The following is a 13,225-nucleotide window of genomic DNA, read 5'->3' as shown; positions in this document are numbered from 1 at the left end:
TAATTTCTACATTGAATTATGTAAACTATCCAATATAGATTAAAACAAATAAAATAATCTGAAACTTAAAAGTCTCAGATTATTTTGAAGTTATCATGTTACATGTGTCCGCAGACGAAAGGTTCAAGTTGACGTTAATTTAGTTGTTCCCAATTAGTTTTACTCATTTTCGGTATAGCTTGTATAAAAATTTATTGACTGGCTTAATAAAATCCCCTACGTATTCCTCAATAAAGGCATTAAATCCTTTTTTAAACTGTTGCACACCATAATCTTCTGCTTCATTGCCAAAGTCACCAGTAATTCCATAAAAATTGTACCGATGAATACCTAGTTGTTTCGCGTGACATATCATATCCCATTGTAATCGATATGCCCCCATAAATTCATTATATTTAGGATTTGAGCCACTTGATAAATAATACATTTCATGCGCATTATGAATAAATAATGCCGCTGCTAAATCTAATAATGTACCATCTGTAATGATTAACTGCTCAGTATTTCTAATTTTATTATGCGTGCTATCTAATTGCTGTTTAATTTGTTGATATTTCACTTTTGTCTTTTTTGAATTGACATTGACATCTAGCATTTGTTTGATTTCAGTCATCGCACATTCTAAATCATTAGCTTTGGACTTTAAGGTTCTTAAATAATGATTTAAATCAATATAAGCTAGTTTCAAACACGCATTGTCTCCATAAGTGTCTAACATCTTTCTAAAATAGGGTTCTTCTTGAAAATGGAAACCATGTTTTTCTTCAGCCATGTGAAATAATCTATAAAATCTATTCGTATCTTCAATAGACAATGTTTTAATTTGTACATTCATTTCTATTGTTTTTAAGATATTGCGTCGCGTTTGATACGACATCTCTTTTAACAATTGTTGTTCGCTTTTATCTTTTAAATTTAAAATAGAATGCCATCTAATTTGACTCATTCCTGAGTAACCAGTAGTAAATCCTTGATGTTGATAACCAAGTCGATTCATCACTTCAAACCAGTTATCGTTATTAATGTGTTCAATTATGTCGCCATCAGCAGTTCTAACATTCTCAACTATATATGGATCAACCTGTATAAAAATGCCTCTTCGACGACGTACATATTGTGTTAATTTTTTAAAGAAAAATTCAACTAATGACAAATTAGAATAATCCATGACTGGCCCACGATGTGTATAAAAATATTTGAATGCCTTTAACACTCGAGCATCTGTCAATAAACATGCTGCAATAACAGTGTTATTTTCCTTCACTCCGACAAGGTGAGCACCTAAATGTCGTTCCTTACGATAAATATATAAATCTTTTACCTGTGTATAATGTGAAAAATGATGATCTACGAATGTATTAAATTCTTCTATGCTAAGCTTTGTAAAAATCATATTTAAAACCCACTTCCAATCATTTATGATGGCCCTAATATAAGATACGTCTTCAGTGCAAATCACAAATTCAAAGCGGTCTTATTATTGAATGTTGTCGTTTCATGTTGTTCTCCCCTATCATTCATACACTATAAATATAATATCGCTATTAAATAAAAAAAACAAATATATTTCTCGAAAATTTATTATAAAAAGAGACGTATTTTAAAACAAAATAACTCCGTTCAAAGTATTTAGAAGTTATAATACTTTGGACGGAGTATAGTGGATCATTTATTGATTTACAATCTCATTATTTAATTGTTAATAATTCTTCATAGATACCAGCGTCTTTAGCTGCTTCGATTAATGTTGTACCGATTTCTGAAGGTGTATCAGCAGTTTTTACACCACAATCATTTAATGTTTTAATCTTTTCGGCTGCTGTACCTTTACCACCAGAGATGATTGCACCAGCGTGACCCATACGTTTGCCTGGAGGCGCTGTTTGACCGCCAATAAATCCAACAACTGGTTTATTCATATTAGCTTTAATCCATTCAGCAGCTTCTTCTTCCGCTGTACCACCGATTTCACCAATCATTACTACAGCTTTCGTATCTTCATCTTCATTAAATGCTTTAAGCACGTCGATAAAGTTTGTACCGTTGACTGGGTCGCCACCAATACCTACAGCTGTAGTTTGACCAATACCTTCTTCAGTCAATTGATGAACTGCTTCATATGTTAATGTACCAGAACGAGATACAACACCAACGTGACCTTTTTTATGAATATAGCCTGGCATAATACCAATTTTACATTCATCAGCAGTAATAACACCTGGACAGTTAGGTCCTACTAAACGTGTTTTTCTACCTTCTAAATAACGTTTAACTTTGACCATGTCTACAACAGGAATATGTTCAGTGATGCAAATTACCATATCTAAATCTGCATCCGCAGCTTCTAAAATAGAGTCCGCAGCAAATGGCGCTGGAACATAAACTACAGATACATTAGCACCTGTTTCTTCTTTAGCTTCAGCAACAGTGTTATAAACAGGCACGCCTTCAACAACTTGTCCACCTTTACCTGGTGTTACCCCTGCGACAATTTGTGTGCCATAATCAAGCATTTGTTTTGTATGGAAAAGGGCAGTAGACCCTGTAATACCTTGTACCATTACTTTAGTATTCTTATCTATAAATACACTCATCTTAGTGTTCCCATCCTTTCCTTACGCTTCTTTAACAAGCTTAACAATTTTTTGTGCACCTTCAGCCATTGTAGCTGCTGGTTCAATTGCTAAACCTGATTCATTTAAGATTTCTTTACCGCGTTCTACATTTGTTCCTTCTAAACGGACAACTAGTGGTAAAGTTAATTCAACTTCTTTAACTGCTGCCACAATACCTTCAGCGATAACATCACATTTCATGATTCCACCGAAGATGTTTACAAAGATACCTTTAACATTGTCGTCACCTAAGATGATTTTGAATGCTTCAGTAACTTTTTCTTTTGTAGCACCGCCCCCTACGTCTAGGAAGTTAGCTGGATTTCCACCAAAATGATTAATTGTATCCATTGTAGCCATAGCTAAACCAGCACCATTAACCATACAACCAATATCTCCATCTAATGCAATGTATGATAAGTCATATTTAGATGCTTCGATTTCTTTCGGATCTTCTTCTTCTAAGTCTCGTAATTCTTGAATATCTTTATGTCTAAATAATGCGTTATCATCGAAATTAATTTTAGCATCTAACGCTAAAACGTCACCGTCTCCAGTAGTAACTAATGGGTTAATTTCAACGATTGAGCAGTCTTTTTCAATAAATACATTGTATAGAGAAATTAAGAATTTCGCTGCTTTGTTAATTGATTCTTTTGGAATATTAATATTGAAAGCAATACGACGCGCTTGATATGGTGATAAACCAACAACTGGATCGATTGTTTCTTTGAATATTTTTTCTGGTGTTTTAGCAGCAACTTCTTCAATTTCAGTACCGCCTTCTTCTGAAGCCATTAAAGTAATGCGGTCAGTTGCACGATCAATAACAAAACCTACGTAATATTCTTTTTGAATATCGCAACCTTGTTCGATGTACAAACGTTTTACTTCTTTACCTTCAGGACCAGTTTGATGTGTGACTAATTGCTTACCTAATAATTCATTGGCATAAGTTTCAACCTCAGATAATGATTTAGCAATTTTAACTCCACCTGCTTTACCTCTACCCCCAGCGTGGATTTGTGCTTTAACCACATAAACCTCAGTGTCTAATTCTTTTGCCTTCTCCACTGCTTCTTCAGCAGTAAATGCAACTCGTCCTTCTGGAACGGCTACGCCCATAGAACGAAATATTTCTTTACCTTGATACTCGTGGATATTCATCTTCCATCCTCCTACTTCTTAGGTTAAGTTCAGTTATAATTATAGAAAATGAAAGCGCTATTGTAAACTGAAAGTATTCTACTTTTTGCAATTAATTTAAAATTCAAATAATTACGTCATAGATTTGATTGGTTCGAAGTTACGTCGATGATGAGGCGTAACGCCATAGTTATCTAAACCTTCTAAGTGTGCTTTCGTTCCATAACCAACATTTTTTTCAAATTCATAACCTGGATATTCCTCAGCAATTTCTCTCATCAAATCATCTCGATACTCTTTTGCCATTATACTCGCTGCTGCAATTGATACACTCTTAGCGTCACCTTTAATAATCGATGTTTGAGGGATTTGAGTGTCTAAAGCCATTGCATCTATGAGTAAATGGTCTGGCTGATTTACCAGTTGAGTCAAAGCTCGATTCATTGCTATTTTAGTTGCATTATAAATATTGAATTCATCAATTTCTTTAGGACTTGCTATACCATAGGCGTATTCAAGTACACCCTCTTTAAGTTTTGCATTAAGCACTCGTCTTTTAGTCGCCGAAACTTTCTTAGAGTCATCTAAACCTAAATAGCGATGACCTTGATTTAATATAACCGCACATGCAACCACGGGCCCTGCAAGCGGACCGCGACCCACTTCGTCAATCCCACAGATTAATGCTTCGGGATGGGTAGCTAACAACGCATCCTCAAATTGATTCATTTGATAATAGTGGTCGACAATGTCTTGTTCTTTAAGCAGTTGTTTACGACGTCTTGATATAGCTTGGTGTACACCTTTACGGGTGTCTTGGTTGAATTCATGCTGCTCTAATTCATCTAATGAATGTATGTCAGCTAATATACGTTTAATTTCATTTATTGTCTGTGTCATTTTCTAATTCACACTTCATTTCTGAATATAAGTCGAAACAATATGTACCAATTTTAGCATTGCGTACATCGTTTATGATAAGTTCAATAACCGCTTCATAATCCACTTCATTTCCTCTTTGTAAAAGACCGCGTCGACGACCAATCGCATCAAACCATTCTAATATTTCGGCATCTGCAGGTACATCAATTTTATAATGTTGTTTAAATCCATCTAAATCATGATGAATTAAAAATTGTAGACCATAGATTGCAACTTCATCTAAATGTACGATGCTATCTTTAATCGCACCCGTTAGACTTAATTTCTTACCAACCGTTTCATCTTCAAATTTAGGCCATAAGATACCAGGTGTATCTAACAATTGTAGCGACTGTCCTACTTTAATCCATTGTTGTTGTTTTGTCACACCAGGTTTATTACCAGTTTGAGCAATATTCTTTCTTGCTAATTTATTAATTAATGTCGATTTACCCACGTTAGGTATCCCCACAATCATAGCTCTAATGGCCCTTGGTTTAAGACCTTTAGCTTTCTCACGCTCAAATTTTTCTTTTGTTGCAGCAATCGCCGCAGTTTCGACGCCCTTTAAATTTTTACCATGTTTTGCATCTACTGCAACAGGATAATATCCTTTGTCTATAAAGAAGCTTTCCCATTTCTGCATCTCATTTAAATTAGCCATATCTTTTTTATTGAGAATAACCACACGTGGTTTCTGTTTAATTACTTCATCAATCATTGGATTACGAGAACTATATGGAATTCGTGCATCAACTAATTCAAATACAACGTCTACTTTCTTCAGTTGTTCTGTAACTTCTCTTTTAGCTTTTGCCATATGTCCTGGATACCATTGTATTGCCATTGATTGTCACCTTACTTTCTTTATATTTTACTTTAACTTGTTGATTATAATTGAAATTATAAATAAGAGCCACTGTTTAATTGGTTCACCCATTATTTTAGCATTCATCATTTAAAACGAGAAAGTGTAATAAAAGGAATCATGCTAAAAAGCATAATTACTTTTATTCATATGAACTATCCCCTACAATTTAAATGTACTATTTAAATTTCAATCCGATTATTAGAGGTAAGTTATGAAGAAAATATTTATATATATAGGTATATTTTTTACTTTGTCACTCTTAGGACATAGCTATATTATTTACCGCTTCATTCATGACGGTATATTATTTACAGGGCCAAATGATGGTATTGAACAGATGGTACCGATTCAGATGTTTTTATTTGAAAAGTGGAGTCACGGTAACCTCTTTTATGCTTCTGATTTTGGATTAGGTGGAGACTTTTTCACTGATTTAAGTTATTACTTTTCAACGAACATCCTATTTATTATCAATGTTCTATGTATCATACTATTAAAAACGATTATACATATAAACACACAAGGCTTACTATTTTGGATGGTAAATGCACTCGTTATCTCTATAATTAAAGCTACAATTGCAATGTATTGTACCTATCTTTATAGCAAATATTTATCACGTAATACGTGGATAAGTATTATTATGGCGTTTTTATTTGTCATGTCGCCACTATATTATCGCTTTACAGTGTATTGGCCATTCTTTAGTGATGTCTTCATTTGGTTGCCGTTACTCTTGCTCTCGATTGAACGCGTGCTTCAAAAACAGAAATTGTGTCTTTTCATTGTTACAGTCACACTGATCATGATAAATAATTTCTATTTTGCATATTACCTTTGTCTAATAGGTGCAGGTTACATACTTATTCGTATCGTCTTTAGACATTCAAAAGATATTATTTCACGCGGTAAAGCGATAATATTATTTGTAATTAGTGCTATTTTAGGATTAGGTAACAGTTTATTTATGTTTTTCCATGGTGTTCAAAGTTTCCTAAACAATCGTCGTGTCCCCTTCTCTGGAACGGTGGATACCTTTGAAAAGCTGAATATTAACACAAATATCTTCTTTGATAACTATTTAATTGTGTTACTCTTCTTAACAATTCAAGCGCTATTGTGCTTTAAGCTTTATAAACATTACTACTATCGCTTATTCGCCATGTTAACACTAGTGTTTATCTTACTCAGCTTTGTGCCATTTATTGATCAGGTGTTTAATGGATTTTCCGCACCACAAAAACGCTGGCATTTTATACTTTCATTCAATTCAGCAATGTTAATTGGGTTATTCATGAAATATTTTAGAACATTAAAAATTAAAACTTACGTATTTAGTAATATTATTGCTGAACTCATCATTTTCGCCAGTGCGATTACGTATCATAAATTTGTAGCTTGGCTTATCCTTGTACCAATCGTTTCAATCATAGGTTTACTTATTTTAATTTTAAAAGACAGACATTACCGTATTAATTTAAGTTATATTTTTGGAATATCTATTCTCTTACTTAATATAATGGTTTCTTTCGTCTTTATTAAAAATCAAATTTATTTTAAAGATCATGAAGAACGTGCGAATACGTTTTATATTAACTCAAGTTTATATAGTTCAGATTTACAACGTTCTTTAGTCAATATAATGAATAACAGTAAACGGGAAGATGAACGTATTGATTGGCGTGTAAATGAACAGGATAATACACCGATGTATCAACATTTTAAGGGATTGAGTTTGTATTCTAGCATCTTCCATCATCATATTCTGGATTACTATTACGATGCCCTTAAAATCAATCTTGCCGAAGAGTCGTTAAGTCGCTATCAATCAACGAATGGTCGACAAAATATCGCAAGCCTTTTCTCGGTACGCTATATGATGTTGAAAGATTACCAAGGCAATTTGCCTGCTTATTTTAAAAAAATTAAAACAAGTGGACAATACACTATATATGAAAATTCACTTAACTTACCAAGCGTAAAAGTAACAAATAACATCTATGATTCTAAATCTTTAAACACAGCTATCGATCGAGAACATGCAATGTTGAACGGTGTCGTAATGGATAATAAAGGTACGTCTTATAAATCATCGTCGCCAAATTTATTATCGAAAGTCGATATGCAACATCAGAATATAAAACTTAATGGTAAACATCGCTATAAAGTTACCGGTGAGCAAGGTGGCACAATAAAACTACATTTACCGAAACATTTACGTGATAAATACGATGACTTTTATTTAACTATGAAGATTAAGCGAGGCAATCCTGATAGTAATTACACAGTTGCGATTAATAATTATGCTAATCATCGCTTGTTTAACAACTCTACTTATCGTACAGGGGTAGATACGCAACTTTATCGAGCACAACCAGATAAAAATGGTGATATTACGATAACCCTTTCACCTGATGGCGAATTTTATATCGATTTGCAACAATTAAATGGCGAGAATTATGATACGCTTAAAAAGGCACATCGGGATGCTCATTTTAGTGCTGGTTATAAGGATATTAAAAATGGTGTTCAAGTCAATCTTAATCATCATGATGGTGGTATTGCTGCCATTAATATTCCTTACCGTAAAGGTATGCATGCGTACGTAGATGGTGCACCTGCCAAAGTTCAGAAAGTTAATTATATGATGACTGGTGTTTCAGTCAATAAAAATGCTAAGCAGATTGTCATCAAATATCAACCACCTTACTGGAATACTATGATTATCACATCACTCATAAGCATGCTTTTAAGTGCTATATTTATTAAAAATTATAATTTAAAAAAACGAAAGATGAGGAAGTAAATTGATTAAAAAAATATGGTCGAAACCTTTATGGACATTTGGTTTTATTTTTATCATAGCTAATATCGTAACACTAGCGATTTATTATCCGTTTATACGTGATTATCTTAAAGATGGTGTAGTGTTTAGTGGATCTGGCGATGGCTTTAGACAAATGATGCCATTTCAATTATATTTATATGAACATTACACACACTTAAAAGGATTTTACGATCACTCATTTGGACTGGGTGGGGATTATGTAAAAGGTTTAGCATACTATTATTCCCTATCCCCCATCATGTGGGTCAATTTTATTTTTGTATGGATTGGCGAGCAATTATTTCATTGGCAACCGCACAATATCCGCTTTTGGCCAACAAACCAACTCATTGTAGCTTATGTCCGTACGATAATCACTTTTATTTGTGCATTTTATTATTTTAGATATTTAAGATTAAAATCTGTACCTCTATTAATAGCAACACTACTATATGGTGCATCAACAGTCGTATTATATTACAATTTCACATGGTCATTTTATGGTGACCTATTAATTGTATTACCATTATCTTTATGGGGAATGGAACGCTTTTTCCAACGTAAGAAGATTGGTTTGTTTATTTTTGCAGTAGCGATTACACTCTTTTCAAATTTCTATTTTACTTATTATCAAGCCATTGTGTTAGGTATTTATTTCATATTGCGAGTTGTGTTTCAATATCGCTATGATATCGTATCACGCTGGCAGAAATGTTACTTATTAATTATTGGTGCTATGTTTGCGCTTTTATCAAGTATATTAGGATTTTACACTGGTGTATCATCATTCTTAAATAATGATCGTCAACAAAATTCAGAATTTAATATTTCTTTGTTTACTGATTTAACCAAAAATAATTATTACATATTTTCAAGTGGTTTCTATGTCACAATTTCACTTGTCGCACTCGTGGCATTGTTAACGCCTAAATTATATAAACACTACTACTATAAAGTTTTTGCGATTATAACTTGGTTCTTACTTATTGGTTCCTTATCACAATACTTTGATAGTGCTTTTAACGGATTCTCTTTACCGCAACGTCGCTGGGTTTATTTCTTAGTGTTATCTACAAGTGGACTTATTGCGTTATATATTCATCACTTATCTGAAATAACAATGAAACAGTATTTAGTTGCTGCTATACCTGTATTTATTGCAGGATTGTGCCGATACATCATTGCCGATGATTTTGTGGATTGGATGCCTATAGCATTATTTATCATCATTGTATTAGGTTTATTCATTTATCGTAAACCTCTACTTAAGCAACCAATAATCATGTTATCGTTGATTGTGCTCTTTTTCGGCCAGCAAATTGTAATGACACATGATTCAAGACAAAGAACAATAGATCCATATGCAACGACAATCCATACTTTAAATGATCCATCATACTTTGATGACACAATTGCCAAAAAAATCGATACGATCAAACAGCATCAAAATGACCCATTTCACCGTATCGATTATATGTCAGCATACGCACTAAATTCACCATTTATTTATCACTATAATGGTATATCGCTATATTCTAGCATTTTTGATGGCGATATATTGAAATATTATGATAAATTAATGCAAATCAATATGCCTGTGGATAAAAATAGCACGTATCGCTTTTTGGGAAATCGTGCGAACTTAGCTGCGCTATGGAATGTTCAAGATCGTTTACGTCATCCTGAAGATCAAAATATGCCCTACGGATTTAAAAAGAAAGATACCATTTTGAATGGTAAAGATACGCTCATCCACTCCGAAAATACGATTGACTACCCAGCAGCTCATGTGACGAATCGAATTTATAATTCTAATGACTTAAAGTCACCATTAGATCGTGAGCAAGCAATGTTAAAAGGCATCGTCTTAAATGGTCAGCCAGAGAAAGCGAATACTTCATTTAAATCAAATCAAAACTTGTTAGACAAAGCGAACATGTCGACAAATGATTCATCATGGCACAATCAAAACCATCTTACTGTGCAAAAGGATAATGGTGGTGTTACGTTATCTTTACCTAAATCAGTCGCTAATCAATATAAAGATATGTATGTGGAAATGGATGTCGAATTGCTGTCGCCTGACAAAGCGCATTCAGTCGGTGTTAACGAATATTCACAAAGCCGAAATAAACTAAGTTATAAATATCGACGTTTTGTCACTCCTGTTACAATGCGCGTAAAAGCATCTAATAAACTTAATATTCAACTATCTAAAGGTAATTATCGTTTATCTGTTAAAGGCATCTATGGTGAAGATTACAGTACTTTACAAAAAGCATCTAAAGACGTTACACCTGTGAAGGTTAAAAGCATGCGAAATGGTTATATTGTTCATAAACCCAAAAATGCATCAGGCTATGTTGTCCTACCAACTGTATATGCAAAAGGCATGCATGCACACGTAGATGGTAAAGAGGTACCTGTACAACAAGCAAATGGTATGATGACGGCAATACCGGTAAATAAAGGTGATATGGTGATTAAAGTCTCTTATACCCCGCCACATTTCTATCTACTTACCATTTTAAGTATCATCGGTGTTATAGGTAGCGTACTATTTAGCTTATGGGTAAAAAGAAAACAATAAACTGAAATAAACAACTACGTCTAAGGTCAGACTTCAAAATTTTAAATACAATAAATAAAAGCTTCCAATCTCAACTTGAAAAAGAAGATGATTGGAAGCTTTGTTAGTAAGACAAACGTTGTAACTAACCTTTATCTTATTCATATACTCAATTTGCTGATTAACGAATTTCTTGGATTCTAGCAGCTTTACCACGTAAACTACGTAAGTAGTATAATTTAGCACGACGTACTTTACCACGACGTTTAACTTCGATTTTTTCGATTTTTGGAGTGTGTAATGGGAATGTACGTTCCACACCTACACCTGAAGAAATTTTACGAACTGTGAAAGTTTCAGAAATTCCTCCACCACGGCGTTTGATTACAACACCTTCGAATACTTGGATACGTTCACGTGAACCCTCAACGATACGTACGTGTACACGTAAAGTGTCACCAGTACGGAATGTTGGTAAGTCTGTACGTAATTGTGATTTAGTAACTGCTTCGATTAACTTATGATTACTCATTGATATACTCTCCTTCAACCTATGTTCTTGCCTAGACATTCATATAGCAGCGGACCATAGTGATATTTAGTGTCTTTTCACACTTGATATATATTAGCATAATACTACTAGTTTTTCAATTGCTTTTTATAGCTTTCTATTATTTTTTTATCTTCTTCTGTTAGAGGATAATGATCAAGTAAGTCCGGTCGCTTATTAAACGTCCGAATTAATTTTTGTTCATGTCGCCATTGTTCGATATTTGCATGATTACCTGACAACAATACATCTGGAACAGTCATATCCTCAAATACTCTAGGGCGTGTATATTGTGGAAACTCTAGAAGTCCATCTGAAAAAGAATCATCTTGGTGCGACTGTTGATTACCTAATACGCCAGGAATTAATCGTACAATTGCATCTGTCATTGTCATGGCAGGCAATTCGCCTCCAGTTAACACATAATCTCCCATTGAAATTTCATCTGTCACAAGATGTTCTCTGATACGTTCATCATAACCTTCATAATGTCCGCAAATAAATACAATATGTTCTGCTTCACTTAGCTCTTGTGCAATACTTTGAGAGAATGGTCTACCTTGAGGACACATTAAAATCACACGCGTCTCTTCAGTGCGTTGCAAGTCTTTCATAGCATTGAAAACCGGCTCTGGCTTTAATACCATACCTTGCCCACCACCAAATGGATAATCATCTACTTGATTATGTTTATTGATAGCGTAATCTCTGAAATTAATTGTATTTACACTAATAATTTCTTTATCTTGTGCTCGTTTTAAAATGGAGTGATTGAGTACGCCATCAAACATCTCTGGAAATAAAGTTAAATAGTCAATTTTCATTAGTCTAACAACCCTTCCATAGGTGTTATGTGAATTGTTTTATTTTCAATGTCAATGACCTTAACAACATCAGCTATATAAGGAATTAGGTATTCTTTATCACCTTTAACGACCCAAACATCATTTGCGCCAGTTTCAAAAATATTGATGACTCGCCCAATAGGCGTCTCTTCATCATCAAACACAGTGCATCCTATAATATCTGAATAGTAAAACTCATTCTCTGCTAATTCAATATCTTCGTGATCGCGTTCTTGATATAAGAAGTCACCTTTATACTGTTCAACTTCATTAATATTATTAATGTCATTAAATTTAAGCATATGGAATCCTTTGTGTACACGATACGATGTGACAGTTAATTGAATTTCATTGTTATTATGTTTTACTGTTAATACTTCACCAGGTTGAAAACGCGTTTCTGTAAAGTCAGAATTCGATTTGACTTTGACTTCACCTTTAATACCGTGAGTGTTTACAATTTGACCCACTTCAACTTGCATAGTCGCACCTCTCTTAATACATTAATTTATTTCTTTCATATTAACATGAATATTTCAGTATTGAAAAAGGCGCCACGTAATGGCGCCTTAAGAAACTTTATATTAAAGTTTAAGCTAAATTATTTAGCGTGTTTTTGTTCATCAAAAGTTTTTAAAATACCTTGTTTAGATAAGATATTATGAACTGTATCAGTTGGTTTAGCACCGTCTTTTAACCATTTTAATGCTAATTCTTCGTCAATTTTAACTTCTGGAGCATTAACACTAGCTGGGTTGTAAGTACCGATTTGTTCGATAATACGACCATCACGTGGTGAACGTGCGTCTGCAACTACGATACGATAGAATGGATTTCTTTTTGAACCTAAACGAGTTAAACGAATTTTAACTGCCATATAT

General features: G+C 33.6%; 11 protein-coding genes. 2 read left to right on the top strand and 9 right to left on the bottom strand.

Annotated features, from left to right (window positions below):
• Window positions 1-163: 163 nt before the first annotated feature.
• The 5 genes from AK212_RS03805 to ylqF form a co-directional block, all read right to left on the bottom strand.
• The gene (locus AK212_RS03805) at window positions 164-1,393 is read right to left on the bottom strand and encodes an aminoacyltransferase (protein WP_053029280.1); all 1,230 of its coding nucleotides are present in this window, start codon (window positions 1,391-1,393) and stop codon (window positions 164-166) included.
• A gap of 295 nt (window positions 1,394-1,688) precedes the next feature.
• Window positions 1,689-2,594 (bottom strand): succinate--CoA ligase subunit alpha, encoded by a 906-nt coding sequence (gene sucD, locus AK212_RS03800; protein ID WP_053029278.1) that lies wholly within the window; start codon window positions 2,592-2,594, stop codon window positions 1,689-1,691.
• 21 nt (window positions 2,595-2,615) lie between these two features.
• Window positions 2,616-3,782 (bottom strand): ADP-forming succinate--CoA ligase subunit beta, encoded by a 1,167-nt coding sequence (gene sucC, locus AK212_RS03795; protein ID WP_053029276.1) that lies wholly within the window; start codon window positions 3,780-3,782, stop codon window positions 2,616-2,618.
• Window positions 3,783-3,893: 111 nt separating this feature from the next.
• Entirely contained in the window at window positions 3,894-4,661 is a 768-nt protein-coding gene (locus AK212_RS03790) for a ribonuclease HII (RefSeq protein WP_053029274.1), read from the bottom strand.
• Complete coding sequence (gene ylqF, locus AK212_RS03785) at window positions 4,642-5,529, bottom strand: ribosome biogenesis GTPase YlqF (RefSeq protein ID WP_053029272.1); 888 nt, start codon at window positions 5,527-5,529, stop codon at window positions 4,642-4,644. Before ylqF ends, AK212_RS03790 begins: the two co-directional genes overlap by 20 nt.
• 235 nt (window positions 5,530-5,764) lie before the next feature.
• Here ylqF and AK212_RS03780 point away from each other — a divergent pair, with 235 nt between their 5' ends.
• Both AK212_RS03780 and AK212_RS03775 read left to right on the top strand, forming a co-directional pair.
• Window positions 5,765-8,359, top strand: coding sequence for a YfhO family protein (locus AK212_RS03780; RefSeq protein WP_053029270.1), 2,595 nt, complete (start codon window positions 5,765-5,767; stop codon window positions 8,357-8,359).
• A 1-nt stretch (window position 8,360) separates the two neighbouring features.
• The gene (locus tag AK212_RS03775) at window positions 8,361-10,970 is read left to right on the top strand and encodes a YfhO family protein (protein WP_053029268.1); all 2,610 of its coding nucleotides are present in this window, start codon (window positions 8,361-8,363) and stop codon (window positions 10,968-10,970) included.
• A gap of 160 nt (window positions 10,971-11,130) precedes the next feature.
• Here the strand turns inward: AK212_RS03775 and rplS are convergent, their stop codons facing one another.
• The 4 genes from rplS to rpsP form a co-directional block, all read right to left on the bottom strand.
• On the bottom strand, window positions 11,131-11,481 hold the full coding sequence (rplS, locus tag AK212_RS03770; protein WP_002448843.1) for a 50S ribosomal protein L19: 351 nt from the start codon (window positions 11,479-11,481) through the stop codon (window positions 11,131-11,133).
• 107 nt (window positions 11,482-11,588) lie between these two features.
• Window positions 11,589-12,323 (bottom strand): tRNA (guanosine(37)-N1)-methyltransferase TrmD, encoded by a 735-nt coding sequence (gene trmD / locus AK212_RS03765; RefSeq protein WP_053029266.1) that lies wholly within the window; start codon window positions 12,321-12,323, stop codon window positions 11,589-11,591.
• A complete protein-coding gene (gene rimM, locus AK212_RS03760) occupies window positions 12,323-12,826 on the bottom strand; it encodes a ribosome maturation factor RimM (protein ID WP_053029264.1) in 504 nt (167 codons plus the stop codon). Before rimM ends, trmD begins: the two co-directional genes overlap by 1 nt.
• Window positions 12,827-12,945: 119 nt before the next feature.
• Entirely contained in the window at window positions 12,946-13,221 is a 276-nt protein-coding gene (rpsP, locus tag AK212_RS03755) for a 30S ribosomal protein S16 (protein ID WP_011275962.1), read from the bottom strand.
• Between the last annotated feature and the right edge of the window lie 4 nt (window positions 13,222-13,225).

This window comes from Staphylococcus borealis, from assembly GCF_001224225.1.
In the GTDB taxonomy this organism is placed as follows: Bacteria; Bacillota; Bacilli; order Staphylococcales; family Staphylococcaceae; genus Staphylococcus; species Staphylococcus borealis.
This window is presented reverse-complemented; position numbering and strand designations above follow the sequence as displayed.

What these genes read in the sequence shown, in the direction of transcription:
- AK212_RS03805 (WP_053029280.1), bottom strand. Translation starts at nt 1,393, where the DNA reads ATGATTTTTACAAAGCTTAGCATAGAAGAATTTAATACATTCGTAGAT.
- sucD (WP_053029278.1), bottom strand. Translation starts at nt 2,594, where the DNA reads ATGAGTGTATTTATAGATAAGAATACTAAAGTAATGGTACAAGGTATT.
- sucC (WP_053029276.1), bottom strand. Translation starts at nt 3,782, where the DNA reads ATGAATATCCACGAGTATCAAGGTAAAGAAATATTTCGTTCTATGGGC.
- AK212_RS03790 (WP_053029274.1), bottom strand. Translation starts at nt 4,661, where the DNA reads ATGACACAGACAATAAATGAAATTAAACGTATATTAGCTGACATACAT.
- ylqF (WP_053029272.1), bottom strand. Translation starts at nt 5,529, where the DNA reads ATGGCAATACAATGGTATCCAGGACATATGGCAAAAGCTAAAAGAGAA.
- AK212_RS03780 (WP_053029270.1), top strand. Translation starts at nt 5,765, where the DNA reads ATGAAGAAAATATTTATATATATAGGTATATTTTTTACTTTGTCACTC.
- rplS (WP_002448843.1), bottom strand. Translation starts at nt 11,481, where the DNA reads ATGAGTAATCATAAGTTAATCGAAGCAGTTACTAAATCACAATTACGT.
- trmD (WP_053029266.1), bottom strand. Translation starts at nt 12,323, where the DNA reads ATGAAAATTGACTATTTAACTTTATTTCCAGAGATGTTTGATGGCGTA.
- rimM (WP_053029264.1), bottom strand. Translation starts at nt 12,826, where the DNA reads ATGCAAGTTGAAGTGGGTCAAATTGTAAACACTCACGGTATTAAAGGT.
- rpsP (WP_011275962.1), bottom strand. Translation starts at nt 13,221, where the DNA reads ATGGCAGTTAAAATTCGTTTAACTCGTTTAGGTTCAAAAAGAAATCCA.